Origin of the sequence: Enterobacter sp. BIDMC92, from assembly GCF_001030225.1 — a bacterium.
Lineage (GTDB): Bacteria > Pseudomonadota > Gammaproteobacteria > Enterobacterales > Enterobacteriaceae > Enterobacter > Enterobacter sichuanensis.
In genome coordinates this window covers 1,122,013-1,147,585 of the sequence record NZ_KQ087598.1, presented here as the reverse complement: position 1 = coordinate 1,147,585, position 25,573 = coordinate 1,122,013, and the positions used below count along the sequence as shown (strand labels likewise).

Annotated in this window: 25 protein-coding genes and 1 other annotated feature; of the genes, 11 read left to right on the top strand and 14 right to left on the bottom strand. The window is 55.4% G+C overall.

Annotated elements, in window-relative coordinates:
* Nucleotides 1–10: 10 nt before the first annotated feature.
* From hemH to SP99_RS05095, 8 genes are all read right to left on the bottom strand, one after another.
* Nucleotides 11–973: a ferrochelatase gene (hemH, locus tag SP99_RS05130; protein WP_025756144.1), complete on the bottom strand. Its 963-nt coding sequence runs from the start codon at nt 971–973 to the stop codon at nt 11–13.
* Between the two features lie 124 nt (nt 974–1,097).
* Nucleotides 1,098–1,742, bottom strand: coding sequence for an adenylate kinase (gene adk / locus SP99_RS05125; RefSeq protein WP_006809841.1), 645 nt, complete (start codon nt 1,740–1,742; stop codon nt 1,098–1,100).
* A gap of 195 nt (nt 1,743–1,937) precedes the next feature.
* Complete coding sequence (gene htpG, locus SP99_RS05120) at nt 1,938–3,812, bottom strand: molecular chaperone HtpG (protein WP_047957907.1); 1,875 nt, start codon at nt 3,810–3,812, stop codon at nt 1,938–1,940.
* Between the two features lie 110 nt (nt 3,813–3,922).
* On the bottom strand, nt 3,923–4,528 hold the full coding sequence (gene recR, locus SP99_RS05115; RefSeq protein WP_006809843.1) for a recombination mediator RecR: 606 nt from the start codon (nt 4,526–4,528) through the stop codon (nt 3,923–3,925).
* Nucleotides 4,528–4,860 carry a YbaB/EbfC family nucleoid-associated protein gene (locus SP99_RS05110; protein ID WP_003858972.1) on the bottom strand — a complete coding sequence of 111 codons (333 nt, stop codon included), beginning with the start codon at nt 4,858–4,860 and terminating at the stop codon, nt 4,528–4,530. The genes recR and SP99_RS05110 overlap by 1 nt, the downstream gene beginning before the upstream one ends.
* Before the next feature lie 54 nt (nt 4,861–4,914).
* A complete protein-coding gene (gene dnaX, locus SP99_RS05105; RefSeq protein WP_047957906.1) occupies nt 4,915–6,840 on the bottom strand; it encodes a DNA polymerase III subunit gamma/tau in 1,926 nt (641 codons plus the stop codon).
* Nucleotides 5,521–5,585: a sequence feature (DnaX frameshifting element), on the bottom strand. It overlaps the preceding gene by 65 nt.
* An 88-nt stretch (nt 6,841–6,928) precedes the next feature.
* Nucleotides 6,929–7,480, bottom strand: coding sequence for an adenine phosphoribosyltransferase (gene apt, locus SP99_RS05100; protein ID WP_000127359.1), 552 nt, complete (start codon nt 7,478–7,480; stop codon nt 6,929–6,931).
* A gap of 150 nt (nt 7,481–7,630) precedes the next feature.
* Nucleotides 7,631–8,008, bottom strand: coding sequence for a DUF454 family protein (locus SP99_RS05095; RefSeq protein WP_025756147.1), 378 nt, complete (start codon nt 8,006–8,008; stop codon nt 7,631–7,633).
* A gap of 50 nt (nt 8,009–8,058) precedes the next feature.
* On the opposite strand from SP99_RS05095, the gene priC reads away from it, so the two are divergent.
* Both priC and rsmS read left to right on the top strand, forming a co-directional pair.
* Nucleotides 8,059–8,586, top strand: coding sequence for a primosomal replication protein N'' (priC, locus tag SP99_RS05090; RefSeq protein ID WP_047957905.1), 528 nt, complete (start codon nt 8,059–8,061; stop codon nt 8,584–8,586).
* Nucleotides 8,587–8,600: 14 nt separating this feature from the next.
* Complete coding sequence (gene rsmS, locus SP99_RS23065) at nt 8,601–8,774, top strand: pleiotropic regulatory protein RsmS (protein ID WP_053060137.1); 174 nt, start codon at nt 8,601–8,603, stop codon at nt 8,772–8,774.
* 32 nt (nt 8,775–8,806) lie between these two features.
* Here the strand turns inward: rsmS and mscK are convergent, their stop codons facing one another.
* The gene (mscK, locus tag SP99_RS05085) at nt 8,807–12,163 is read right to left on the bottom strand and encodes a mechanosensitive channel MscK (protein WP_047957904.1); all 3,357 of its coding nucleotides are present in this window, start codon (nt 12,161–12,163) and stop codon (nt 8,807–8,809) included.
* A 113-nt stretch (nt 12,164–12,276) separates the two neighbouring features.
* Nucleotides 12,277–12,930 (bottom strand): multidrug efflux transporter transcriptional repressor AcrR, encoded by a 654-nt coding sequence (gene acrR, locus SP99_RS05080; RefSeq protein ID WP_047957903.1) that lies wholly within the window; start codon nt 12,928–12,930, stop codon nt 12,277–12,279.
* Nucleotides 12,931–13,071: 141 nt separating this feature from the next.
* Between acrR and acrA the strand changes: the two genes are divergently transcribed.
* The 6 genes from acrA (at nt 13,072) to SP99_RS05050 (ending at nt 19,916) form a co-directional block, all read left to right on the top strand.
* A complete protein-coding gene (gene acrA / locus SP99_RS05075) occupies nt 13,072–14,265 on the top strand; it encodes a multidrug efflux RND transporter periplasmic adaptor subunit AcrA (RefSeq protein ID WP_047957902.1) in 1,194 nt (397 codons plus the stop codon).
* Nucleotides 14,266–14,287: 22 nt separating this feature from the next.
* A complete protein-coding gene (gene acrB / locus SP99_RS05070) occupies nt 14,288–17,434 on the top strand; it encodes a multidrug efflux RND transporter permease subunit AcrB (protein ID WP_047957901.1) in 3,147 nt (1,048 codons plus the stop codon).
* Nucleotides 17,435–17,945: 511 nt separating this feature from the next.
* Nucleotides 17,946–18,320, top strand: coding sequence for an Hha toxicity modulator TomB (gene tomB / locus SP99_RS05065; protein WP_008499288.1), 375 nt, complete (start codon nt 17,946–17,948; stop codon nt 18,318–18,320).
* A 33-nt stretch (nt 18,321–18,353) separates the two neighbouring features.
* The gene (locus SP99_RS05060; protein ID WP_008499287.1) at nt 18,354–18,572 is read left to right on the top strand and encodes an HHA domain-containing protein; all 219 of its coding nucleotides are present in this window, start codon (nt 18,354–18,356) and stop codon (nt 18,570–18,572) included.
* Nucleotides 18,573–18,780: 208 nt separating this feature from the next.
* Nucleotides 18,781–19,332 (top strand): maltose O-acetyltransferase, encoded by a 552-nt coding sequence (maa, locus tag SP99_RS05055; RefSeq protein ID WP_047957900.1) that lies wholly within the window; start codon nt 18,781–18,783, stop codon nt 19,330–19,332.
* 116 nt (nt 19,333–19,448) lie between these two features.
* Nucleotides 19,449–19,916 carry a YlaC family protein gene (locus SP99_RS05050; RefSeq protein WP_047957899.1) on the top strand — a complete coding sequence of 156 codons (468 nt, stop codon included), beginning with the start codon at nt 19,449–19,451 and terminating at the stop codon, nt 19,914–19,916.
* Here the strand turns inward: SP99_RS05050 and pdxR are convergent.
* Complete coding sequence (gene pdxR / locus SP99_RS05045; protein WP_047957898.1) at nt 19,888–21,348, bottom strand: MocR-like pyridoxine biosynthesis transcription factor PdxR; 1,461 nt, start codon at nt 21,346–21,348, stop codon at nt 19,888–19,890. The genes SP99_RS05050 and pdxR overlap by 29 nt on opposite strands.
* Nucleotides 21,349–21,449: 101 nt before the next feature.
* Here pdxR and SP99_RS05040 point away from each other — a divergent pair, with 101 nt between their 5' ends.
* Complete coding sequence (locus SP99_RS05040; protein ID WP_047957897.1) at nt 21,450–22,160, top strand: GNAT family N-acetyltransferase; 711 nt, start codon at nt 21,450–21,452, stop codon at nt 22,158–22,160.
* On the opposite strand, the gene ykgO is transcribed toward SP99_RS05040, so the two are convergent.
* Together ykgO and SP99_RS05035 are read right to left on the bottom strand one after the other, a co-directional pair.
* The gene (ykgO, locus tag SP99_RS23060; RefSeq protein ID WP_003859006.1) at nt 22,157–22,297 is read right to left on the bottom strand and encodes a type B 50S ribosomal protein L36; all 141 of its coding nucleotides are present in this window, start codon (nt 22,295–22,297) and stop codon (nt 22,157–22,159) included. The genes SP99_RS05040 and ykgO overlap by 4 nt on opposite strands.
* Nucleotides 22,298–22,299: 2 nt before the next feature.
* Nucleotides 22,300–22,560, bottom strand: a complete 261-nt coding sequence (locus SP99_RS05035) for a type B 50S ribosomal protein L31 (RefSeq protein WP_047957896.1) — start codon at nt 22,558–22,560, stop codon at nt 22,300–22,302.
* A 219-nt stretch (nt 22,561–22,779) separates the two neighbouring features.
* Here SP99_RS05035 and SP99_RS05030 point away from each other — a divergent pair, with 219 nt between their 5' ends.
* Nucleotides 22,780–24,345, top strand: coding sequence for an EAL domain-containing protein (locus SP99_RS05030; RefSeq protein ID WP_047957895.1), 1,566 nt, complete (start codon nt 22,780–22,782; stop codon nt 24,343–24,345).
* Here the strand turns inward: SP99_RS05030 and SP99_RS05025 are convergent.
* Entirely contained in the window at nt 24,338–24,610 is a 273-nt protein-coding gene (locus SP99_RS05025) for a metal/formaldehyde-sensitive transcriptional repressor (RefSeq protein ID WP_024906840.1), read from the bottom strand. The two genes, SP99_RS05030 and SP99_RS05025, sit on opposite strands and share 8 nt — an antisense overlap.
* Before the next feature lie 136 nt (nt 24,611–24,746).
* On the opposite strand from SP99_RS05025, the gene SP99_RS05020 reads away from it, so the two are divergent.
* Nucleotides 24,747–25,562, top strand: coding sequence for a nickel/cobalt efflux protein RcnA (locus SP99_RS05020; protein ID WP_047957894.1), 816 nt, complete (start codon nt 24,747–24,749; stop codon nt 25,560–25,562).
* Nucleotides 25,563–25,573: the final 11 nt, after the last annotated feature.

Genomic DNA, 25,573 nt, shown 5'->3' with positions numbered 1-25,573 from the left:
CGGAGTGCGATCAGCGGCTGTTCGTCACCAGCGAGACCATCATGTCGATATGTTCTGGCGAATCGTTAAGCGCCGGAATGTACTCGTACTTTTCACCGCCAGCCTCAAGGAAAAATTCCCGGTTTTGCACCGCGATCTCCTCCAGCGTTTCCAGGCAGTCAGCCGAGAAGCCCGGCGACATCACCTGAACATGCTTCACGCCCTTCTCACCGAGCATTTTGAGGGTTTCATCGGTGTACGGTGTCAGCCACGGCTCGCGACCGAAGCGCGACTGGAAGGTCATCATCACCTTCTCCGGCGGCAGGCCAAGGGCGGAGACCAGTTCGCGGGTGGTATCGCGACAGCGCTGCGGGTAATCATCCCCTTCGTTGGCGAAACGCTGCGGGATGCCGTGATAGGAGAGCAGCAGCAGATCCGGCTCGCCGTGTTTTTCAAACGACGCGCGCGCGCTGTTGGCAAGCGCCTTGATGTACAGCTCGTTATCCGCATAGTCGCGAATAAAGGTCACGCCCGGAATGCGGCGGCGGGTCGCCAGAATGCGGGCCAGCTCGTCCCAGACGGCGGCCACCGTCGAGCAGGAGTACTGCGGGTAGAGCGCCAGCACCACGATATGGTCCACGCCCTGCGCCAGCAGCGAGTCCACCGCGCTTTCCAGGGACGGTTTGCCATAGCTCATGCCGAGCGCGACGGGCATCTCCGGCAGGCGGGCAGCCAGCGCTTTTTCCTGGCGACGGCTGTAAACCATCAGCGGCGAGCCCTCTTCCATCCACACGGACTGATAGAGTTTGGCGACGCGCGGAGAACGGATCGGCAGAATGACGCCACGCAGCAGCGGCCACCACAGCAGCCGCGGAAAATCCACGACGCGCGTGTCGCTTAAAAATTGTCGCAGGTAGCGTTTTACCGCGTCTGATGTAGGTGCTTCTGGAGTACCCAGATTGGCAAGCAGGATGCCGGTTTTCGCCTGACTCATTCACGCCTCTTAACCATTTGAATGGTTGTCAATTGTAGCGGAAATGCGTTTAAACGAAACCCATTGCTGTAATAGGTAAGATGAGAATTTTTCTCACCCGGTGGCCCGGGTGAGAGAGATGCGATTAGCCGAGGATTTTTTCCAGCTCAGCACGCACGTCAGCCACGGCTTTGGTGCCGTCAACTTTCGCGTATTTGGTGTTACCCGCCTGCGCTTCTTTGGTGTAGTAGCCGATCAGCGGCGCAGTCATCTGATGGTATTCCACCAGGCGCTTACGCACGGTCTCTTCCTGATCGTCTTTACGGGTGGTCAGCTCTTCGCCGGTCACGTCGTCTTTGCCTTCAACCTTAGGTGGGTTGAATTTGATGTGGTAAACGCGGCCAGACGCAGCGTGTACGCGACGGCCAACGATACGGTCAACGATCAGCTCGTCCGGTACGTCGAACTCCAGAACGTAGTCCACGTTGATGCCCGCTTCTTTCATGGCGTCAGCCTGAGGAATGGTGCGTGGGAAACCGTCCAGCAGGAAACCGTTACGGCAGTCTTCCTGAGCAATGCGCTCTTTGACCAGAGCAATTACCAGCTCGTCGGTCACCAGCTTGCCTGCGTCCATGATGTCTTTCGCCTGTTTACCCAGCTCGGAGCCAGATTTAACAGCGGCGCGCAGCATATCACCGGTGGAGATTTGCGGAATACCGTATTTCTCCATGATGAACTGAGCCTGAGTTCCTTTACCCGCGCCCGGAGCGCCAAGCAGAATAATACGCATTGCGAAAATCCCCTCAAAAGTCGTTTCAATTTTTCAAAAGCGCTAAACAATACCACCAGAACGGGCATCGCTCAAGGAAGGCAGGAAGGCTGAAACGGTTAATGGGGGGAGATAATTTGGGATAGTGCGGTCTGGTGCCCTCACCCTGGCCCTCTCCCTCAGGGAGAGGGAGAAGACCAGGAGAGGCGTGGTCAGTTACGCCAGCAGCAGCGCATTCACACGTTTAATGAAGAGGTTAGGATCTTCCAGCGTGCCGCGTTCGGCCAGCAGGGACTGATCCAGCAGGAGTTCAACCCACTCGGCAAAGCGGGCTTCGTCCTGGGTATCCGCCGCGCGTTTCACCAGAGGATGATCCGGGTTCAGCTCGAAAATATATTTCACTTCCGGCACCGCCTGGCCCGCAGCCGCGAACAGCTTCGCCATCTGGGTGCTCATTTCATCGGCATCGGTGGTGACAATGGCCGGAGTGTCGGTCAGACGGTGAGTGAAACGCACCTCTTTTACGCGCTCGCCCAGCAGCGTTTTCACGCGCTCAATGAACGGCTCCAGCGCCTTCTCGGCTTCTTTCGCATTTTCATCAACTTCATCTGCCAGCTTGTCGATGGACTCGTCCGCCTTAGCAACAGACTGGAACGCCTTACCGTCGAACTCGGTCAGGTAGTTCATCATCCATTCGTCAATGCGGTCGGACAGCAGCAGTACTTCGATGCCTTTCTTGCGCAACAGCTCCAGGTGCGGGCTGCTCTTCGCCGCGGCGTAGCTGTCAGCAGTGATGTAGTAGATCTTCTCCTGCCCTTCTTTCATGCGGGAGATGTACTCTTCCAGCGACACGGTCTGCGCGGAGGAGTCGGTATGCGTAGAGGCAAAGCGCAGCAGTTTAGCGATGGTTTCAACGTTCGCCATGTCTTCAGCCGGGCCTTCTTTCAGCACCAGACCGAACTGTTTCCAGAAGGTCTGATATTTTTCCGCATCGTCTTTCGCCAGTTTTTCCAGCATCTGCAGCGCACGTTTGGTCAGGGCGTTGCGCAAGTTACGGGTGACGGTGCTGTCCTGCAGAATTTCGCGGGAGACGTTCAGCGGCAGATCGTTGGAATCTATCAGGCCGCGCACAAAGCGCAGGTAGTTCGGCATGAACTGCTCGGCATCGTCCATGATGAAGACGCGCTGCACGTACAGCTTCAGGCCGTGCTTGTGATCGCGGTTCCACATGTCCCACGGCGCCTGCGCCGGGATGTACAGCAGGCTGGTGTACTCCTGCTTACCTTCTACGCGGTTGTGGCTCCAGGTCAGCGGGTCGGTAAAGTCGTGGGCGATATGCTTGTAGAACTCGTTGTATTCGTCGTCCTTGATTTCAGCCTTGTTGCGCGTCCACAGCGCCTGCGCCTTGTTGATTTTCTCCCAGGAAACGACGGTTTCACCGTCTTTCTCTTCCTGTTTTTCAATCTCAACCGGCAGCGCGATGTGATCGGAGTACTTGCTGATGATGGAGCGTACGCGCCAGTCGTTCAGGAAATCATCTTCCCCTTCACGCAGGTGCAGAGTGATTTCGGTCCCGCGATCCGCTTTGGTGATGTCATCAACGGTGTATTCGCCTTCACCTTTCGATTCCCACAGCACGCCATTCTCCGCGCTGTCGCCCGCCGCGCGGGTGCGCACGGTGACTTTGTCCGCCACGATGAACGCCGAGTAGAAACCCACACCGAACTGACCGATCAGCTGGCTGTCTTTCGCCTGGTCAGAGCCCATGGACTCGAGGAACGCTTTGGTGCCGGATTTCGCGATGGTCCCGAGGTGGTCGATCACCTCGTCGCGGTTCATCCCGATGCCGTTATCGGCGATAGTCAGAGTGCGGTTCTCTTTATTGAAAGAGACGCGCACGCGCAGCTCACCGTCGCCTTCGTACAGATCCGGGTTAGACAGCGCGCGGAAGCGCAGCTTGTCCGCCGCATCGGAGGCGTTGGAAATCAGCTCACGCAGAAAAATTTCTTTGTTGGAATACAGGGAATGGATCATCAGGTGCAGAAGCTGTTTTACTTCTGACTGGAAACCGCGGGTTTCTTGTCCTTTCATCTATGTCGACCTCAACAATGCCATTTAATGGGGTTTTAAAACGTTGAGGGAGAGATGGGGATAAGGGGGGAAATTTTCAAGCGAAGGCGGCAAACGCCGCCTCCGTTTGGTCAGAAAATAATCTTGTGACGTCCTGCCAGTGAGTGGGACAACGTGGTGCCGTCCACCATCTCCAGCTCGCCGCCGACCGGCACGCCGTGGGCGATGCGGCTGGCGTCAACGCCATACTGCGCACACAGCTCAGCGATGTAGTTGGCAGTAGCTTCTCCTTCCACCGTGGGGTTGGTGGCGAGGATCACCTCTTTGATCGTTTCGGACTCAAGACGCTGTTCAAGGCGGTCAAGACCGATATCGTCCGGGCCAATACCGTCCAGCGGGGAGAGATGCCCCATCAGCACGAAATAGCGGCCGGAAAACTGCCCGGTTTGTTCGATGGCGTAGATGTCCGCCGGACTCTCCACCACGCAAATCTGACCGTTTTCCTGACGACGCGGGTTCGTGCAGATGTTACAAACATCCTGCTCGGTAAAGGTACGGCAATCCGCACAGTGACCAATCTCTGACATGGCGCGGGTTAAAGCCTGCGCCAGGCGCATCCCGCCGCTGCGGTCGCGCTGCAATAGCGTAAACGCCATGCGCTGCGCCGACTTCGGGCCAACGCCCGGCAGGCAGCGCAGTGCTTCCATTAACTGCGTGAGCAGCGGACTGGTTTGCATCAGAATGGCATCTTGAAGCCAGGCGGCAGTTGCATACCGCTGGAAACGGAGGCCATTTTCTCTTTCTGAGTTTCGTCGATACGGCGCGCAGCATCGTTAAACGCGGCAGCAACCAGATCTTCCAGCATCTCTTTGTCGTCTTCGAGCAGGCTCGGGTCGATTTCAACGCGACGGCAGTTATGTGCACCGTTGATGGTCACTTTGACCAGACCGGCACCGGATTCACCCGTGACTTCCAGCTGAGCGATCTCTTCCTGCATCTTCTGCATTTTTTCCTGCATCTGCTGAGCCTGCTTCATCAGGCCACCCAGACCGCCTTTTCCACCAAACATAGGCATCTCTCTTCTTTCACGTTTAAGGATTACAACCGTAAGTCAGACTCACGATCAAATGGGGCGAATACTCTCTTCATCCAGATCGGCGTCGAAGAACCGGCGCAGGGTCTGAATGTTGTTATCCGCAATAATCGCCTCGCGCGCCTGCGCGAGCTTCTCTTCATAAATGGCCTGACGCCACTCCAGCGGCGTTTTCACCGCCGGATTATCATCTTCAATGATAGTCAATTCAACCGGTGAACCCTGTAAAGCAGCCAGCGCCTCGGCCAGCGCCTTTTGCGCACCGGGTGAATTCAGGTGGCGTTGACCCGGACGCAGGTGCAAACGCACCTGATTGCCGTCCTGCTCTTTCCAGGCATTCAGCGCGACCTGCTCGACCAGCTTCGGCAACTGAAGCTGGCTGACCTCAGCGGCCCAGGCGTCGCGCGCAATAGCCTCTTCGGCAAGCTTCGCGGCCAGCTCCGGCGTTTTTTCATGCTCCAGCGCCTTTTTCAGCGCTTTCGGCGTGGCAACCACTTCCTTGACCGTTTCGACAACGGTGGTCGCCTTCCAGCGGTAAGCCTCTTCTTTCACCGGGGCTTTCTGCTCGAGCGCGGACGGTGCCGGACGCGACTGTACGCGCTCCGTTACCGAGGCCAGTCGTTCAAGCGCGGCGTTGTTCACCGGCCGCGCTCTTCCTGGCGCTGCCGGTTCACTCTTTTTTGGTTTGGTTACTCCCTGGGCACGCTGCAGTTGGCTGCGTGCGGCAAGCACCGAACTGGTGGCATCCGACAGCGGCACGTTCTGCGCCGGCGGTGTCGGCTGCGGCGGTACCTGCTGCGGCGACATCACCGCCGTTGGGGCGACCGGGGCGAAAGACTGCCGTGGCGCCTCAGGCTCCGGCAGCGGCATGCGCGGGTGAAACGCCAGCGCGCGCAGCAGCGTCATTTCAACGCCCATCCTCGGGTCCGGCGCGAACGGTAACTCTTTACGGCCAATCAGCAGCGTCTGGTAGTAGAGCTGCACGTCGGCAGGCGGCACGGTGCGGGCTAGTTCACGCATCCGCTGTTCAATGGCGGCCATATCCGCACCAATGGCCGACGGAGAAAGCTGCAGCATTGCCACGCGGTGCAGCAGGCTAAGCATCTCAACCAGCAGCCCTTCCCATTCAATACCCCGTGCGGCTGCGGCATTCACCAGCGACATTACGCGTTCACCGTTGGCGGCAATCATCGCCTCAATAAGCGAAAGCGCCTGATCGTCATCCAGCGTACCGAGCATGGTGCTGACCGCGTCAGTCGAGAGCTTGCCGTCACCGCTGGCAATCGCCTGGTCGGTGAGGCTTAACGCATCACGCAGGCTGCCGTCTGCGGCGCGGGCCAGCAGTTGCAGGGCGCGCGGTTCGTGGACAATCTTCTCTTCGTCAAGAATGTGCTCAAGCTGCGTACGGATCTGCTCAACGTCCAGCGCCTTCAGATGGAACTGCAGACAGCGCGATAAAATCGTGACCGGCAGTTTTTGCGGATCGGTGGTCGCCAGCAGGAATTTCACGTGCGCAGGCGGCTCTTCCAGCGTTTTCAGCAGGGCGTTGAAGCTGTGGCGGGACAGCATGTGCACTTCATCGATCAGGTAGACCTTGAAGCGGCCGCGCGCCGGGGCGTACTGGACGTTGTCCAGCAGGTCGCGGGTATCTTCAACTTTGGTGCGTGAGGCGGCGTCGATCTCGATCAGATCGACAAAACGCCCCTGCTCGATCTCCCGGCAGTTATCACACACGCCGCAGGGGGTGGCGGTGATCCCGGTTTCGCAGTTAAGACCTTTTGCCAGCAAACGGGCAATAGAGGTCTTACCGACGCCGCGGGTGCCGGAGAAAAGATAAGCGTGATGGATGCGACCTAGCGACAAGCCGTTCGCCAGGGCCGTCAGCACATGCTCCTGACCGACAACGTCAGCAAAGGTTTGTGGTCGCCATTTACGGGCTAACACCTGATAACTCATGGGCAGGCTCTGCAACGCTGGAAGGTGAATTTATGGAGGGGAATGCTATCACAACCTCACCCATTGAGCGAGGTTGTGAAAACCGGGATTAATGACCCGGGAAAGGCACCAGGCTGTAGCTGGTAATGCCCTGTTTTTCCAGGCGCTGCTCACCGCCGAGATCGAACAGGTTGATGATGAAGGCCGCGTCGGTCACTTCGCCACCCAGACGACGAATCAGCTTCACGGTTGCTTCGATAGTGCCGCCGGTTGCCAGCAGGTCGTCAACCACCAGCACTTTGTCGCCAGGCTTGATCGCATCAACGTGGATCTCCAGCTGATCGGTGCCGTACTCCAGCTCATAGCTCTCGGCGATGGTTTCACGCGGCAGCTTGCGCGGTTTACGCACTGGCACAAACCCTACGCCCATCGCCAGCGCAACCGGTGCGCCAAACAGGAAGCCGCGGGCTTCGGTACCTACTACTTTGGTGATCCCGGCGTTTTTATAACGCTCGACCAACAGTTCAATGCTGAGGGCGTACGCTTTCGGGTCTTCCAGCAAGCTGGTGACATCACGGAAAAGAATGCCAGGCTTTGGATAGTCCTGGATGCTTTTGATGCTGTTTTTCAGATATTCAAGCTGCTGTGCAGTTGCGGTCATCGGTTTTGCCTAAATGAAACAGTGTTACTCACGGCGCGCAACGAGTCGGCCAAGGCAACAATTGTTTAACCTTTGACCAGGCGCACCTGTGCTCGAAAACGGTCGAATTTACTGGCTGCGCGTGATAATTGCAACAGCCATGATGAGGCTTCAGTGCTTTTGTTGCTTTTCATCAACCACGGGGATCCGCCACATGAAGATGAGCAGACAGGTGAGTATGACCAGCAACAGGATCCGCACCCACAGCATTTTCACCAGCCATAAAGACATCGCGAAGGTGATGAGGATCACCGCGATCGCGCGCGGCTTCGCACCGGGCGGCATGGCCCGGTGTTTTTGCCAGTGCCGCAAATAGCCACCAAACCACGAGCGATACAGCAGCCAGTGGTGAAAACGCGGTGACGAGCGGGCGAAGCACCAGGCCGCCAGCAGGATAAACGGCGTGGTCGGCAGCAGGGGCAAAACCACGCCCAGCGTGCCAAGCACTACCGCGAGCCAGCCAATGATGATTAAAATAGTACGCTGCATAATGCGAATCGTTATCAAACTGAACGGCTACTTTACCACTGGAGAGCGCCTTGAAAACAGCCTTGCTTCTGGAGATGCTGCAAAAACAGCTGAGCGCCCTGCGAGCCGAGGCCACCCCTCTGCTGGGGCACGCCACGCTGAAGCCGCGCTTTGACCGGCTGCTTTTTCGTACCCGCGGCACGGTCATCGAGGAGTATATTGCGGAAGCGCAGACCAACCTCGACGAGCTGCGCCATGCCGTTGAGCGTGAACAGCCTGAACAGGTGGCGTGGCTCGCTGAGCATCTCACTGAGCAGATTACCGCCCTGCACCGCGAAATTGCCGCCTGGCCGCTGCGCGCCTGGGACAGTGCCTCGCCGGGGCTCGGCAAATGGCAGCGAAAGCGGCTGGAAAATCAGGAGTTTGAACGCCGGCTGTTTGAGATGAAGCGCGAACGCGAAGTGCGGCTGAACAACAGCGAAACGCTGGAAGAACAGCAGCTATTGATGCGCGAGATCGGCGCGCTTGAAGGTCGCATAGTCCGCTGCCGTCAGGCGCTGGAGGAGATTGAGCGCGTCATTGAACGTTTGACCCGTTAACAGGAGCCATACTTATGTCACTGGAAAATGCACCCGATGAGGTCAAACTGGCCGTCGATTTGATTATGCTGCTGGAGAATCATGAGATCCCTGCAGAAACGGTACTGAAGGCGCTGGAGATTGTGCGTCGGGATTTTGAGGGAAAACTTTCCCCTCACCCTACCCTCTCCCCAGAGGGGAGAGGGTAAAAGCAGTCCGCACCCGATTATTCCCTCTCCCTTCAAGGGAGAGGGTTAGGATGAGGATCGTCCCCCTTAATCTCGCGCTTCACTTCCGTATGCTCATCACCTTTTTCATTACGCAGGTGAACCTCAAGCTGGTTGAAGGCGATATTAATATCGTTTTCACGACACAGGCGATCGATAGAACGGTTCAGCTCATCCACCGTGTAGCTGCGGTCACGCAGTTCACGCACGTATAAACGCAGTTCATGATCCAGCGTGCTCGGCCCAAAGGTGGTGAAGAACACTGCCGGGGCCGGATCGTGCATCACTTTCGGATGTTCCGACGCCGCCTTGAGCAGCACCTCTTTCACCTTCTCCAGATCCGATCCATACGCCACACCCAGGCGGATCACCACGCGCGTCACCGTGTCGGAGAGCGACCAGTTGATCAGACGCTCGGTCACAAACGCTTTGTTCGGGATGATCACCTCTTTACGATCGAAGTCGGTGATGGTGGTGGCACGAATACGGATCTTGCTGACCGTACCGGAGAAGGTGCCGATGGTGACGGTATCGCCGATACGCACCGGACGTTCGAACAGGATAATCAGACCAGAGACAAAGTTACCGAAGATCTCCTGCAGACCAAAACCCAGACCGACCGAGAGCGCGGCTGCCAGCCACTGCAGTTTGTCCCACGACACGCCAAGCGAGCCAAAGACCGTCATCGCCCCCACAATAATGATGACGTAGTTGAGGATCGTGGTAATGGCGTACGAGGCCCCCTGGCGCAGATTCAGACGCGACAGAACCAGCACTTCCAGCAGGCCCGGCAGGTTGCGAATCAGTGCCCAGGCCACGACCGACGACACCAGAGCAAACAGCAGGCTACCCATGGTCACGCTTTTCATGACCGCCGCGCCGGCTTCGGTTCCGTTGTATTGCCAGAGGGTAATGCTGTCGAGATAGGCGAAAACGGTAATAAGATCGGACCAGATTGCCCAGAACATCACGGCAAACAGCGCGATCATCACCAGCATGGTGATACGCAGCGTCTGCTGGTTAACCTGCTCCAGCGCGATGGTCGGCTCTTCCTGTGGCTCAGCCCCTTCGGCCCCCTCTTTCACCTGATGCTGACGACGCGCGATGGCGCGGCGATAGGCAATGCGACGGGCCGCTACGCTCAGGCCTCGCAGCACGGTCTGGTAGAGCAGATTCCAGACGATCACCAGATAGACCGTTTCAATCCAGCGTCCGGACAGGCGCAGCGTGGTATAGAAGTAGCCCGTCGCCGTAAGCACCATCAGCGCCAGCGGAATGATCGCCAGCACCGTCACGGTGGCCAGACGAATATTGTGGGACTCTTTATCACGCCAGCTGTCGCGGCACATCGGCCACATCAGGATAGCAATCAGCAGCAGGTTCAGCAGGATGACCAGCTGGCCCAGCACATCATCCATCAGATGCAGCGGGGAAAGTTCAGAGACAACCGACCAGAAGTGCAGCGGCAGGAGCGCCAGGCTGATGCGCACAATCTGACGACGCCAGTGGCTGGTCAGCTGGGCAGGCATGTTGAAATGACGCACGGCCACGCCGTCTTTTTCCAGCACCTTCCAGCACACGCCGAACACCAGCCAGAACAGCGCCAGTTTTTTACTGAACGCCCACAGCAGATCGCTGACGTTAAGCTGCATGGTGAGCAGGATCAGGCCCACCGCCAGGATAATCAGGCATACCGGCAGGGCACGAATGAGGTCGATCAGAATCGCTTTTGGCGTATGCAGCTGGCTATCGTTTCGCAGTTGCCCCACTTCAGACGCCAGTTTGGCCTGGTATTTTTTCAGCCAGCCCAGACGCCAGCGAATCAGACCCGCGATCAGCAGCAGCGGTAACCCCGCCAGGAAGGCAATCATCACCGCAGGCCAGGCTTTCTCCCAGTTCACGGTGATTTTCATGCTCTTGATCTGCGTTTTCAGCGTCTCCGGGAAGGATTTCACCCAGTCCCAGTCCATGGGTTTGTTGCTGTTTACCCAGAAAATCTGCTGGGTCAGGATCTCCTGCAGGCTTTTCGAGACGCTCACCAGCTGCTGCTGGTTGATTTGCAGGTTAATGGCCATCATCAGCTGGTTGCCCAGCTGTTTGTTGAGCTGGTCCAGCAGCTCGCGACGCATATCAACAACCTGAAGCAGCGCATCGTGCACTTCAGGATTCACGTCGCTGGAATGGCCCTCTTCAATTTTGGCGACAAAGGCATCGCTCTGGAACAGGGCATCGCGCTGCTGGTTAACGTCGAATTGTTCCAGACGTAAATCCGCAATGCGGTTGGTCATGTCCTCCAGCTCATCGGCGGACGGGAGCGTCTGCTGCTGCTGGTAGAGAATACGCGACAGCAGGAGGCTGCCTTTGAGGACCGCGATCTGCTCTTTGATATTGCGTTCCGCCTGCAGCGCGCGATCCAGCCAGTTTTTAACTTTGATATTTTGCTGAACCAGCGAGTTGCCGTTTTCTGTCGCCAGTATCAGGCGCTGGCTAAGCTGATGGTTAGCCTCAAGCTCCTGTTTCACCAGCGGGTTCGCCTGGATGCGGGCGGTTTCGTCAGGTGAGACGGCCTCCTGGGCGGTTTTTTCCGTCAGCGTCAGACGCTTGCTGTTAACCGCCTCCTGCAACAGCTGAAGCTGGTGTTCCAGGCGATTAATATTTGCGGTGACGTAATCACGCTGCTTCTGCAGCGTATCCTGCAGCACCGTGTTCCCTTCCAGGCTTTTGCGCTGCTGTTCGATCTGCGCATTGAGCAAAGTCTGCTGCACCAGCAGCAGGGTTTGCTGGGTCGGGCGCAGTGTGCCTTCCCCCACCGTCGTGCCATTCAGACGGTTGCGAATTTGCTGCAGCTGCTGAGACGCGGCGTACATCGCGTTTTGCACACGCTCGGGCTGGGTCTGCAGGGAGACCAGCTGGCTGTTATAGGTTGCGAGATCGGATTGCGCGGTTTGCAGGTCGTCGAGTAACTGCGCAACGCGCGATTCCAGCTGACGCAGGGAGAGCGTCGAGAGCGTTTTGCGCGTTTCGTCGTCGTTATCGACGTCACTCAGGGCATTCAGCGATTCCGTCGCTTTACGCATATTTTCAGGGGCCTGCGCCACCTTCTGACGAAGCTGGGCGGTTTCGGCTTTGACACGCTCAATTTTATCCAGCGTTTCCAGCGTTTCCGTTAAATCCTGCTGGATAAGCTTATCCTGAGGAGAGAGGTCTTTCTGTTTGTTCAGGGTGTCGAGTTGCGACTGAACATCGGCACGCGAGGGGATATCATTGCTGTTATCGGCGCGGGCCCAGGTCAGCGGCGCCGTAGCGAAGAAAAACAGCATCGCAAAGAGCAATGCAAAAACAGGATGTTGCGAGCGATTGATGGGCAGCATAATTGTGAATGATGTCAGAAGATGACCGAAAATAGTCCGGCGTGAAGAATATCACGCTCGCCTGAAGCAGAATAGCGCGAACGTTATCCTCTGAGATAAATCCTGGAAAGGCCTCAGGCAGTCAGCGAAGGCGCATCGCTGCGCAGGGTCGGACAGAGCTGTAGCATTTCCAGTAAAATCGCGACGTAGCTGCGGGCTTCCGCTTTGAGGTCAAAGGATTGCGGCGCAAAGAGCCAGTTTTCCATCAGACCGGAAATGTAGCTGCGCATCAGGATAGCCGCCCGGCGGGTGAACAGATTGGCCGGTAACAGTTTTGCCTCCATGCACAGCCGCAGGTTGTGCTCAATACGGTCATAACTTTCCAGGCTAAGGCTGCGCTGCGCCTGCTGCACCACCGCCATCTCCCCCACGAACTCGCATTTATGGAAGATAATTTCCATCATTAACCTGCGACGTTCTTCAACTACCGTCGCTTCAAGGATATATACTAATATTTCTCTTAATACTGAGAGTGGATCGTCAGGGAATTTTGCCCGATACTCACTCTCGAGATCGCTAATGCTGGACTCTGAAAGCTCCCAGATTTCACTGAACAGATCTGACTTGTCTTTAAAATGCCAGTAAATCGCTCCCCGCGTCACACCGGCAGCCTGAGCAATTTGAGCCAGCGAGGTGGATGACACCCCCTGCTGGGAAAACAAACGTATTGCCACATCCAGAATGTGTTGTCGGGTTTCCAGCGCTTGTTGTTTGGTTTTTCGTGCCATAGGTGAGTGAATTTACAGGAGTCAGATTTACATACATTTGTGAATGTATGTACCATAGCATGACGATAATATAAACGCAGCAATGGGTTTTTGGACTCAGGACCATTGATCAATTTGAAATCGGACACTCGAGGTTTACATATGAACAAAAACAGAGGGTTAACGCCTCTGGCGGTCGTTCTGATGCTCTCAGGCAGCTTAGCGCTAACAGGATGTGACGACAAACCGGCTCAACAAGGAGCTCAGCAGGCGCCAGAAGTCGGCGTCGTGACGCTCAAATCTGAACCTCTACAAATCACCACCGAATTACCCGGCCGTACCAGTGCTTACCGCATTGCGGAAGTGCGTCCTCAGGTTAGCGGCATTATCCTGAAACGTAACTTTACTGAAGGCGGTGATGTACAGGCCGGTGAGTCTCTGTATCAGATTGATCCTGCAACCTATCAGGCATCGTATGAAAGCGCGAAAGGCGACCTGGCGAAAGCGCAAGCCGCAGCCAAAATTGCCCAGCTGACGCTGAACCGTTACCAGAAACTGCTCGGGACTAAGTACATCAGCCAACAGGATTATGATACTGCCCTGGCGGATGCCCAGCAGGCAAACGCGGCTGTGGTAGCAGCAAAAGCGGCCGTTGAAACCGCGCGCATCAACCTGGCCTATACCAAAGTGACCTCCCCTATCAGCGGTCGTATTGGTAAGTCTTCCGTGACGGAAGGGGCGCTGGTGCAGAACGGCCAGAGCTCGGCGCTGGCGACCGTACAGCAGCTTGATCCGATCTACGTTGACGTTACGCAGTCCAGCAACGACTTCCTGCGTCTGAAACAGGAGCTGGCTAACGGCACCCTGAAACAGGAAAACGGCAAAGCCAAAGTGGAGCTGATTACCAACGACGGTATCAAGTTCCCACAGGAAGGTACCCTGGAGTTCTCTGATGTGACGGTCGACCAGACCACCGGTTCCATCACCTTACGTGCGATTTTCCCGAATCCTGACAAAAATCTGCTGCCAGGGATGTTTGTTCGCGCACGTCTGGAAGAAGGAACGAATCCAACCGCCCTTCTGGTTCCACAACAGGGTGTGACCCGTACGCCGCGCGGCGATGCGAGCGCACTGGTTGTTGGGGCAGATGACAAAGTTGAAATGCGCAATATCACCGCCACCCAGGCGATTGGCGATAAATGGCTGGTGACGGAAGGTCTGAAAGATGGCGATCGCGTGATTGTTACTGGTTTGCAAAAAGTTCGTCCTGGCGCGCAGGTTAAAGCACAGGAAGTGAAATCTGACGATAAACAACAAGCTTCGGCCGCTGGCCAGTCAGAACAAACCAAGTCTTAACTTAAACAGGAGCCGTTAAGACATGCCTAATTTCTTTATCGATCGCCCCATATTTGCGTGGGTGATCGCCATTATCATCATGCTGGCTGGGGGACTTGCGATCCTGAAGCTGCCTGTCGCGCAATATCCAACGATTGCGCCTCCGGCGGTGACAATTTCCGCAACCTATCCAGGGGCTGATGCGAAAACGGTGCAGGACACCGTGACGCAGGTTATCGAACAGAACATGAACGGTATCGATAACCTGATGTACATGTCCTCAAACAGTGACTCAACCGGTACCGTGCAGATCACCCTGACCTTCGAGTCAGGTACGGATGCTGACATTGCGCAGGTTCAGGTGCAGAACAAGCTGCAGCTGGCGATGCCATTGCTGCCGCAGGAAGTGCAACAGCAGGGCGTGAGCGTCGAGAAATCGTCCAGTAGCTTCCTGATGGTTGTCGGCGTTATCAACACCAACGGCACCATGACGCAGGAGGATATTTCCGACTACGTGGGCGCCAACATGAAAGACGCCATCAGCCGTACCTCCGGTGTGGGTGACGTGCAGCTGTTCGGTTCCCAGTACGCGATGCGTATCTGGATGGATCCGAACAAACTGAACAACTTCCAGCTGACCCCGGTTGATGTAATTAACGCCATTAAAGCGCAGAACGCCCAGGTGGCAGCCGGTCAGTTAGGCGGTACGCCGCCGGTGAAAGGCCAGCAGCTTAACGCCTCGATCATCGCGCAGACCCGTCTGACCTCTGCTGATGAGTTCAGCAAAATTCTGCTGAAAGTGAATCAGGACGGTTCGCAGGTTCGCCTGCGCGACGTGGCGAAAGTTGAGCTGGGCGGTGAGAACTACGACATCATCGCGAAGTTCAACGGTAAACCGGCTTCGGGTCTGGGGATCAAACTGGCGACAGGCGCTAACGCCCTGGACACCGCCACGGCGATCCGTGCAGAACTGAAGAAAATGGAACCGTTCTTCCCGTCAGGTCTGAAGATCGTTTATCCGTACGACACCACGCCGTTCGTTAAAATCTCGATCCACGAAGTGGTGAAGACGCTGGCAGAAGCGATCATTCTGGTCTTCCTGGTAATGTATCTGTTCCTGCAAAACTTCCGTGCGACGCTTATCCCAACTATCGCCGTTCCGGTCGTTCTGCTGGGGACATTTGCCATTCTCGCGGCCTTTGGCTTCTCGATAAACACCCTGACGATGTTCGGGATGGTGCTCGCCATCGGCTTGCTGGTGGATGACGCCATCGTGGTGGTAGAAAACGTCGAGCGTGTCATGGCGGAGGAAGGTCTACCGCCGAAAGAAGCGACCCGTAAATCAATGGGTCAGATCCAGGGCGCGCTGGTCGGTATTGCGATGGTCCTGTCTGCGGTATTTATCCCGATGGCCTTCTTCGGGGGCTCTACCGGTGCGATTTACCGTCAGTTCTCGATTACCATCGTCTCGGCGATGGCGCTGTCGGTGCTGGTGGCGTTGATCCTGACGCCTGCGCTGTGTGCCACAATGCTGAAGCCGATTCAGAAAGGCGGCCATGGCGAGCACAAAGGATTCTTCGGCTGGTTTAACCGCATGTTTGATAAGAGCACGCACCACTACACCGACAGCGTGGGTAACATCCTGCGCAGCACCGGTCGTTATCTGCTGCTCTATATCATCATCGTGGTGGGTATGGCTTTCCTGTTCGTTCGTCTGCCAAGCTCGTTCCTGCCGGATGAAGATCAGGGCGTGTTCCTGACGATGGCACAGCTTCCGGCGGGTGCGTCGCAAGAGCGTACCCAAAAAGTGCTGGATGAAGTGACGGACTACTACCTCACCAAAGAGAAAGCCAACGTTGAGTCTGTGTTTGCGGTTAACGGCTTTGGTTTTGCGGGTCGTGGCCAGAACACCGGTATAGCCTTCGTCTCTCTGAAAGACTGGGCGGAACGCCCGGGTAAAGAGAACAAAGTTGAGGCCATTACCGGCCGTGCAATGGGCACCTTCTCGCAAATTAAAGATGCGATGGTCTTCGCCTTCAACCTGCCAGCGATTGTTGAACTGGGTACCGCGACCGGTTTCGACTTCCAGCTGATCGACCAGGGCGGTCTGGGTCACGAAAAACTGACGCAGGCGCGTAACCAGTTGTTTGGTGAAGTCGCGAAACATCCTGACCTGCTGGTCGGCGTGCGTCCAAACGGCCTGGAAGATACGCCGCAGTTCAAAATCGACATCGACCAGGAGAAAGCTCAGGCGCTGGGCGTGTCCATCAGTGACATCAATACCACACTGGGTGCAGCCTGGGGCGGTAGCTACGTTAACGACTTCATCGACCGCGGTCGAGTGAAGAAAGTGTACGTGATGTCAGAAGCGCAATACCGCATGTTGCCGAACGATATCAATAACTGGTTCGTGCGTGGCAGCAACGGTCAGATGGTGCCGTTCTCGGCGTTCTCTACGTCGCGCTGGGAGTACGGTTCACCGCGTCTGGAACGCTATAACGGTCTGCCATCTATGGAGATCCTGGGTCAGGCTGCGCCGGGCCGAAGCACCGGTGAAGCCATGAACCTGATGGAAGAGCTGGCAAGCAAACTGCCTTCGGGTATCGGCTATGACTGGACCGGTATGTCCTATCAGGAACGTCTGTCCGGTAACCAGGCCCCTGCTCTGTACGCCATTTCACTGATTGTGGTCTTCCTGTGTCTGGCGGCACTGTATGAGAGCTGGTCTATTCCGTTCTCGGTTATGCTGGTGGTGCCACTCGGGGTTATCGGTGCGCTGCTTGCAGCGACGTTCCGTGGACTGACCAACGACGTGTACTTCCAGGTAGGCCTGCTGACAACCATTGGCTTGTCGGCGAAGAACGCGATACTTATCGTCGAATTCGCCAAAGATCTGATGGAGAAAGAAGGCAAAGGTCTGATTGAGGCGACGCTGGAGGCGGTTCGTATGCGTCTGCGCCCTATCCTGATGACGTCCCTGGCGTTTATCCTCGGCGTACTGCCGCTGGTTATCAGCTCCGGTGCGGGCTCCGGCGCGCAGAACGCGGTTGGTACAGGGGTTATGGGCGGTATGATCACCGCGACCGTACTGGCTATCTTCTTCGTACCGGTGTTCTTCGTGGTGGTTCGCCGCCGCTTCAGCCGTAAGAATGAAGATATTGAGCACAGTCATTCGGTAGAACCTCACTGATACCGGTTCCACATGATAAAAAGGCCGCATTCGCGGCCTTTTTCATTTTCAGAAAAAATCATAAATTACGCTTATTGTCGTTCCATTTATTTTCTGCCATCTTAATTAGACATATCATAATTAATGGATAACTTAATCGGTGAATTCAGGATTTTTTTAATTTCATTTCCCCGCTTAAGTTGTTAGGAATATTCCTAATAAGAAGTTCTGACAAAGAGAACTCCGGAACTGAACTTTTCTCGTTGTTTACGCTAAGCCAATGAAAGGTAAGGAAGCGATAAAAAGCCAGTGTTAATTGGGTTCAAAAAGTTCTCTTCTGGAGGAACAATTGCGTTAACGCTCGCAGTCTGCAGTTTTATTTGTAATTTTTCGTAATAGCGCGATGAAATCCTGATGAGAGTGGCTTATAGTTAGAGTTATCAGGAACACCGCACCCGTGTGGCTAAGTATGTTGTATCCATCCCGACAATGATGTTCGGTGAGTAAGAAATCACTCAGAAGGGGATGCGCTATGGACGAGTACTCGCCAAAAAGGCATGATATCGCGCAGTTGAAATTTCTCTGCGAATCCTTGTACCATGACTGCCTTGCCAACCTTGATGAAAGCAACCATGGCTGGGTAAACGACCCAACGTCTGCCATCAATTTACAGTTGAATGAGTTGATAGAGCATATCGCAACCTTCGCACTTAATTATAAAATTAAGTACAATGAAGATAATAAGCTCATTGAGCAAATTGATGAATACCTGGATGACACCTTTATGTTGTTCAGCAGTTACGGCATTAACGCCCAGGATTTGCAAAAATGGCGTAAATCGGGAAACCGGCTATTCCGCTGTTTCGTCAACGTGAGCAGAGCTAACCCGGTTAGTCTTTCCTGTTAAAATTATTACAATTACTAATACTAAGGTGAATTTATGTCTGATAAACCACTCACTAAGATCGATTATTTGATGCGCCTGCGACGTTGTCAGTCAATTGACACCCTCGAACGCGTCATTGAAAAGAATAAATACGAGCTTTCTGATAATGAACTGGCGGTATTTTATTCAGCCGCTGACCATCGTCTTGCTGAGCTGACCATGAATAAGCTGTATGACAAAATCCCAACGTCGGTATGGAAATTTGTCCGTTAATCATTGAAAGGTGTCTGTAGAGTTCTACGCCACGTTCTGAACGATATTTACCTGTCCCGTTAGACCTCCTGTGCGTATGCCAGGTCTCCGTGTAAAACGTGTTCATCAGCAACAATGTTGTGACTACAGTCACACAGGCTTACCGGGAACGTTCCCCTTCTGGTCTGTTCCGATTACCCTGCGGTAATGACATCCAGAGAGGTTTCCCATGAGCTTAGAAAAACAGAAGATGATTGCCGGTGAACATTACCGCCCCGGTGATGAGACGTTACGGGCCGACCGACTGCGAGCCCGCCATCTTATTTATCGCTATAACCACACCGCGCCGGATGAAAAAACAGAACGCCAGAACATTCTGGCGGAACTTCTGGGGCAAAGCGAAGGGGCTTATATTGAACCGAGCTTCCGCTGTGACTATGGATATAACATTTATCTCGGCAAAAACTTTTACGCTAACTTCGATTGCGTGATGCTGGATGTCTGCCCCATTCATATTGGCGATAACTGCATGCTCGCACCGGGTGTGCATATTTATACGGCTACCCATCCCCTGGACGCGGAAGCGCGTAATAGCGGCGTGGAGTTTGGAAAACCCGTCACCATTGGAAATAATGTCTGGCTCGGTGGTCGGGCGGTCATTAACCCTGGCGTCACGATAGGGGATAATGTGGTGGTGGCCTCCGGTGCTGTCGTGACGAAAGACGTTCCGGCTAACGTCGTCGTGGGCGGTAACCCGGCAAAAATCATCAAAACGCTGTGAGGGACTGGGAGCCAACTGTTATGGTCTTTTAGCGTCAGACTGTTACTTTTTTCAGCCTGATGGCTCCCCTAAAATTGGCGGTCACCCTGTATTGTCAACTCTCATGAAGGCAAAAAATGACCGAGATACAGCGCCTGCTCATCGCCACTATCGACGATCTTAACGTCCGCGAAAAGCGCGATAATCGCCCGCGCTTTAGCATTAGCTTTATCCGCAAACATCCTGGCCTGTTTGTCGCCATGTATGCCGCCTGGCTGGCGACGCTTATTGTGATGCTCAAGTCCGAAACGCTGGTGGACTCCGTCTGGCTGCTGGTGGTGCTGTTTGTCGTCTTTAATGCCTTTTTCTTTTTTGACGTGAACCCGCGCTACCGTTACGAGGATATCGATGTCCTCGATTTCCGGGTCTGCTACAACGGCGAATGGTACAACACGCGTTTCGTACCTGGGGAGCTTATCGACAGCATCATGCACTCTCCGGCAGTGAAAACCGAGCAAAAAGAGAAGCTGCAGAAAATGGTTTCCACTAAAGGTCAGCTCTCTTTCTACGATGTTTTTACCCTTTCCCGCCCTGCTGCTGCGTAATGAGCGCCTGAATACGTCGGATCCCCGGCGCAAACTGCGAAGCAGAGGTATTGCCGTAACCTAACACCAGACCGGTTTTCCCCTGCTTCGCCTCCAGGTAATACCCGCTCAACGCAGCGGGTGCCAGCTGAAACGCCCTCGCCTGCTCCACCAGCTTCTGGTCGTCAATCCCGTCTATCGCCAGCGTCAGATGCATGCCGCCTTCACCCGCCAGAATGCGGTGAGGGGTATGAAGCTCTGTAACCAGCACTTCACGCAGTTGGCGGTAGCGTTTGCGATAGAGCCGACGCATGGCGGCGAGATGGCGGGCATAATGGCCCTCTTCAATAAACAACGCCAGGGTACGTTGCTCCGCGCGATGCCCTCCGCGCAATAGCGAGCCAATGGCCGGACGAGCCGCTGTCGCCAGCGCTGGCGGCAACACCATGAATCCCATTCTGAGCGACGGAAACAGCGTCTTACTGAACGTCCCCAGATAGACCACGGGAGCATTCGCCACCATTCCCAGCATCGCCGGTACGGGCTCACCGGCATAACGGAATTCGCTGTCGTAGTCGTCCTCAATAATCCAGGCGTTATGCTCTCTGGCCAGCGCCAGCAGGGCCAGACGCCGCCGGGCACTGAGCACGCTCCCGTAAGGAAACTGATGTGAGGGTGAGGTAAAAATTAACGCGGGAGAAGGTGCATTCAGTCCCTCCCAGCACATTCCCTCGTCATCCACCGGGATCCCCTTCATCGTCAGGCCGGTTTTAACAAACGCGCTTTTTGCCCCACTGTAGCCGGGGTTTTCTACCCAGGCGATATCCCCCGGCTCGCTCAACAGCATCGTGCACAGGTTGACGCCTTCAAGCGCGCCTTCAGTGATCACTATCTGGCTGGCGTCACAGTCAATGCCGCGGGACAAGGCTAGGTGCCGGGCAATCGCTGCCCGCAGCGACGGCTCGCCGGCGGGGTCGCCGTAACCTAACAGGGCGCTTCCCTCCTCCCGCATCACGCGGTCATACAACCGCCGCCATAGCGGCAGAGGGAAATAGTTAATGGCGGGTGTCCCCGGCGTAAAGGCAAGAACCGGGGTATCCCGCTGCACCGGTGCAGGCAGCAGGCTGACCCGTCTGGCAAGCGTGATGGCAGGGTCCGGCAATGACCTCGGGACAGCACGCTGCGCAAACAGTGTTACCCGCGTTCCCTGGCGATTACGCTGCAGATACCCTTCGAGGGTGAGCTGGTCCAGCGCCGCATTGACGGTATTGCGGGAAAGGGAGAGCTGCCGGGCCAGCGTGCGCGAACCGGAAAGCTGGCTGCCGGAGCGGAGTCTTCCGCTCAGAATGGCCTCCCGCAAAGCCAGATAGAGCGTACGCTGGAGCGTCTCCTCGCCACGTTTTTTCAGCGCTGCATTGAGCAAGGTATACAGTTCATCACCCGGAATATTCATCTCACCTCCTCGTGGCGCCATCAAAACATAACCTGGTGGTTCTTTTTAAGGAACCAGCAATTCATTAGTCTGAAACTCTTTTCAACGTCACGGAGATGAAGATGAATACAATCAATCAGTTTGGGCAGCCCGTGGGCGAACCGCTTATCGACTGGCAACCCCGTCCACATCCGTCCCGGGTGGTACTTCAGGGTCGTTACTGCCGGCTTGAGCCGCTGCGGGTGGAGCATGCTAACGCGCTGTTCTGCGCGTATGCTCAGGCCGAAGATACCCGCAGCTGGACGTGGCTTCTGCGTGAGCCCGATGCCACCGCAGAGGCGTTCGCCGGATGGGTCGCGAGCGTGAGTGAGTTATCCGATCCCATGCACTTTACCGTTATCGATAACCAGACCCAATCTCCGGTCGGCACGCTGGCCCTGATGCGGATCGATCCTAAAAACGGCGTTGTGGAAGTGGGGCACGTTCACTTCTCTCCCCTGTTAAGCCGCACACCTATGTCAACAGAAGCGCAATATCTGCTGATGCAGTATGTTTTTGATACCCTTGGTTACCGGCGTTATGAATGGAAATGCAATAGTCTGAACGAACCGTCCCGCAAAGCGGCCCTGCGTCTGGGTTTTCAGTTTGAGGGGCGTTTTCGCCAGGCGCTGGTGACAAAAGGACATAACCGGGACACCGACTGGTTTTCAATCCTCGACAAAGAGTGGCCAGCGCTGGCAAGCGCCTTTGAAGGCTGGCTTGCCACCGACAATTTTACTGCCGATGGCAAACAGAAAAGATCCCTGGAAAGCTGGCGAGTAACGCGCGTCTAGCGTCTTTTTTTACGTCCCTGAACCGCCTTAAAACGCGGATTAGATTTGCAAATCACATATAAGCGTCCCTTGCGTTTGACTATCTGGCAATCCGGGTGACGCTGTTTTGCGCTACGTAATGAGTTAAGTACCTGCATGATTAGCCCCGCTTCGCATTGATAAAACCGCCATAACGCTTACGGAAGCGCGCCGCGCTGCCATCCGTGGAGAACGTTTTCTGCTTGCCGGTATAAAACGGGTGCGATTTTGACGAGACATCAAGGGTGATGTACGGATACGTTTCACCGTCGAGCTCAATTTCGCGGTCGGTGCTAATGGTTGAGCCAATTTTAAAATATTCATTGGCGCTGGTGTCGTGGAAGACCACGGTACGATAAGTGGGATGGATATCTGGTTTCATCATAAACCTCTTATGTTTTGTTATAACATAACAAAATAATATCCAGGCCAGGCTGTAAAAACAACCCCTCTATCAGGGTGATATTTTCGGGTTTCCCTGAGATAAAATGAAAACCATGCCACCCACGTGCTATAACTATATCATTTCGCGGTAAAAACTTTCTCTTCAGGCAGGGAACTCAGGGCTCAGGAGCGGGCATACGAGGAAGGAAACGACAGCATGAAAACCCGACATCTGGTCAGTCTGGTGACCGGCATACTTATCTTTTCTGTGCTGGTCCCCATTTGCCTGAGCATCTGGCTGGCTCATCGCCAGGCGGAAGATAAATTTGTCGATGCCCTGGATAACTATGCCTCACGCGTGCTGATACGCACCGACAGGGTCGTGGATCAGGCGAAAGAAGCGCTCGATCACCTGCAGGCCTTTGAGGGCGTGCCGTGTAGCCCTTTGCATTTGAGGGAGATGCGACGGGTCGCTTTCTCGTGGCGATATATCCAGGAAGTGATTTATATCGACAGCCTCAAACCGCTCTGCTCCTCCCTGGAGCAAACCAGTCATGCGTCCCCTTTCCCGCCGCCGATGCGCATTACCGAAGATGGTTACAGTGCATGGCTGACCACCCAAAACGATCTTGGGTTTAATCACTACATGGCTGTGCTGGGTAAAGGACATTATCTGGTCATGGTCGATCCGGCTTCGCTGGTGGATGTGATCCCTTTCGGTGAGATAGCGATTGATGCCGCCCTGGTCGGAAGTGCAACACGCCGCATCTTCGCCAGCAGCAATACACTCGATCCGCACATCCGGGACATGATTAAGGGTCAGGAGATGACCAGCGTTCAGTACAACGGTTCGATGTATGTGATGAAGCCCGTCCCCGAACTGGGGTTTACCGTTGTCGCATGGGCGACGCTCAAACCGCTGGCTGAAACCTGGCACCGGCAGCTGCTGTTCTGGCTGCCCTTCGGCATTCTGATAAGCCTGCTTGCCGCGCTTTTTGTCCTGCGGATACTGCGTCGCATCCAGTCGCCGCGCAATCGCCTGCTTGACGCCATTAACAGCCGCGATTTTGTGGTTCACTATCAGCCCATCGTGGCGCTGTGTAGCGGGAAAATTGTTGGCGCAGAAGCGCTGACGCGCTGGCCCCAGCCAGACGGAAGCAGTCTTTCTCCTGATATCTTTGTGCCGCTGGCCGAGCAAACGGGGCTCATTTCGCAGCTGACGCAGTTGGTCATCGAAAAAGTATTTGAAGACATGGGCCACTGGCTGCATTTGCACGGTGACCAGCACATCTCCATCAACCTCGCCCCCGCCGATTTGACCTCCGGCACGCTGCCGCCGCTGCTGAGCCACTTGCTGAATAAGTGGCAAGTCCATCCCGGGCAGATCGCCCTTGAGTTAACCGAGCGTGGCTTTGCCGATCCTCAAATTAGCGCGCCGGCTATCGCCGCATTCCGCCGGGCGGGCCATCCTGTCTATATTGATGATTTTGGAACGGGCTACTCCAGCCTGAGCTATCTGCAGGACCTTGATGTCGACACGCTCAAGATTGATAAATCATTCGTGGATGCGCTGGAGTATAAAAACGTGACGCCGCACATTATTGAAATGGCGAAATCGCTGAAGCTGGCGATGGTTGCGGAGGGAGTCGAAACCGCAGGGCAACTCGCCTGGCTGCACCGACACGGCGTGCAGTATGGGCAGGGGTGGTACTACAGCAAAGCGCTGCCCAAAACGGAATTTATTCTCTGGGCAGAACACAACCTCGAAACGCACGCTACTTAAGATAAGATTTGATCACCTGCAACACCACGCCAAGATCGGCTTCACGCTGCGCTTCTTCGGGCTCTTTCACCACGTGATCGGTTAAATGCCCTTCGATCACCTGCATCATCATGCCGTTAACCGCGCCACGGATTGCCGCCAGCTGCTGTAGCACCTCGGCGCATTCGTGATCGCTGTTCAGCATTTTCTCCAGAGCGTTACTTTGACCCTGAATTTTCTTCAGGCGGGTCAATAACATTTTCTTGTCGCGAACGGTATGTGACATCGGGTGATCCCTTCTCTTTTTTGGCATTTAAAGCATATCACGCTCTACTCCCCCTGAGTATTTTTCTACTGGGGGGTAGTATTAACCTACTGGGGGGGAGTACTATCTAAGCACGCTTTTCACTCCGGAATTTTCCATGAACGATTTTGCTTCACTTCTGCAGCAGGGCAATGCCTGGCTGTTTGTTCCCAGCGCTATTCTGCTCGGCGCGCTACATGGCCTGGAGCCGGGTCACTCAAAAACGATGATGGCGGCCTTTATTGTAGCCATCCGCGGCACGCTGAAGCAGGCGGTGCTGCTCGGTCTGGCAGCCACACTTTCCCATACGGCGGTAGTCTGGGTTATTGCCATGGCGGGATTATGGTTTGGTCGGGGCTGGGATGCGCATACTTCAGAGCCGTGGTTCCAGCTGATTTCGGGAGTCTTGATTGTCCTGATCGCCCTGTGGATGGCGTGGCGGACCTGGAAAGAGAGCCAGCCGCACGATCATCACCACCATCATCACGACCATGACCATGACCATGACCACCAGCATGATCACCACCACGAACATCCGCTGGTTGATGAGGAGTGGCGGGACGCTCACCAGCGCGCCCACGCGCAGGATATTAACCGGCGCTTCAGCGGCCAAAACGTCACCACCGGACAGATCGTGGTGTTTGGCCTGACCGGCGGGCTCATCCCCTGCCCGGCATCCATCACCGTTCTGCTTATCTGCCTGCAGCTCAAGCATTTTGCCCTGGGCGCAACGCTGGTGTTCAGCTTTAGTATTGGTCTGGCGATCACCCTGGTCGCTTCCGGCGCGATTGCCGCCTTAAGCCTCAAACACGCGACAAAACGCTGGCCCGGGTTTAGCGAACTTTCCCGAAAAGCGCCGTGGATCTCCGCTGCGCTGATTACTGTTGTAGGGATTTACATGAGCCTGCACGGCCTGAGCGGGATTCTGGGGTAAGCAGGCGGCCA

Coding starts and splice junctions, on each gene's coding strand:
- hemH (WP_025756144.1), bottom strand. CDS start 973: ATGAGTCAGGCGAAAACCGGCATCCTGCTTGCCAATCTGGGTACTCCA.
- adk (WP_006809841.1), bottom strand. CDS start 1,742: ATGCGTATTATTCTGCTTGGCGCTCCGGGCGCGGGTAAAGGAACTCAG.
- htpG (WP_047957907.1), bottom strand. CDS start 3,812: ATGAAAGGACAAGAAACCCGCGGTTTCCAGTCAGAAGTAAAACAGCTT.
- recR (WP_006809843.1), bottom strand. CDS start 4,528: ATGCAAACCAGTCCGCTGCTCACGCAGTTAATGGAAGCACTGCGCTGC.
- SP99_RS05110 (WP_003858972.1), bottom strand. CDS start 4,860: ATGTTTGGTGGAAAAGGCGGTCTGGGTGGCCTGATGAAGCAGGCTCAG.
- dnaX (WP_047957906.1), bottom strand. CDS start 6,840: ATGAGTTATCAGGTGTTAGCCCGTAAATGGCGACCACAAACCTTTGCT.
- apt (WP_000127359.1), bottom strand. CDS start 7,480: ATGACCGCAACTGCACAGCAGCTTGAATATCTGAAAAACAGCATCAAA.
- SP99_RS05095 (WP_025756147.1), bottom strand. CDS start 8,008: ATGCAGCGTACTATTTTAATCATCATTGGCTGGCTCGCGGTAGTGCTT.
- rsmS (WP_053060137.1), top strand. CDS start 8,601: ATGTCACTGGAAAATGCACCCGATGAGGTCAAACTGGCCGTCGATTTG.
- mscK (WP_047957904.1), bottom strand. CDS start 12,163: ATGCTGCCCATCAATCGCTCGCAACATCCTGTTTTTGCATTGCTCTTT.
- acrR (WP_047957903.1), bottom strand. CDS start 12,930: ATGGCACGAAAAACCAAACAACAAGCGCTGGAAACCCGACAACACATT.
- acrA (WP_047957902.1), top strand. CDS start 13,072: ATGAACAAAAACAGAGGGTTAACGCCTCTGGCGGTCGTTCTGATGCTC.
- acrB (WP_047957901.1), top strand. CDS start 14,288: ATGCCTAATTTCTTTATCGATCGCCCCATATTTGCGTGGGTGATCGCC.
- tomB (WP_008499288.1), top strand. CDS start 17,946: ATGGACGAGTACTCGCCAAAAAGGCATGATATCGCGCAGTTGAAATTT.
- SP99_RS05060 (WP_008499287.1), top strand. CDS start 18,354: ATGTCTGATAAACCACTCACTAAGATCGATTATTTGATGCGCCTGCGA.
- maa (WP_047957900.1), top strand. CDS start 18,781: ATGAGCTTAGAAAAACAGAAGATGATTGCCGGTGAACATTACCGCCCC.
- SP99_RS05050 (WP_047957899.1), top strand. CDS start 19,449: ATGACCGAGATACAGCGCCTGCTCATCGCCACTATCGACGATCTTAAC.
- pdxR (WP_047957898.1), bottom strand. CDS start 21,348: ATGAATATTCCGGGTGATGAACTGTATACCTTGCTCAATGCAGCGCTG.
- SP99_RS05040 (WP_047957897.1), top strand. CDS start 21,450: ATGAATACAATCAATCAGTTTGGGCAGCCCGTGGGCGAACCGCTTATC.
- ykgO (WP_003859006.1), bottom strand. CDS start 22,297: ATGCAGGTACTTAACTCATTACGTAGCGCAAAACAGCGTCACCCGGAT.
- SP99_RS05035 (WP_047957896.1), bottom strand. CDS start 22,560: ATGAAACCAGATATCCATCCCACTTATCGTACCGTGGTCTTCCACGAC.
- SP99_RS05030 (WP_047957895.1), top strand. CDS start 22,780: ATGAAAACCCGACATCTGGTCAGTCTGGTGACCGGCATACTTATCTTT.
- SP99_RS05025 (WP_024906840.1), bottom strand. CDS start 24,610: ATGTCACATACCGTTCGCGACAAGAAAATGTTATTGACCCGCCTGAAG.
- SP99_RS05020 (WP_047957894.1), top strand. CDS start 24,747: ATGAACGATTTTGCTTCACTTCTGCAGCAGGGCAATGCCTGGCTGTTT.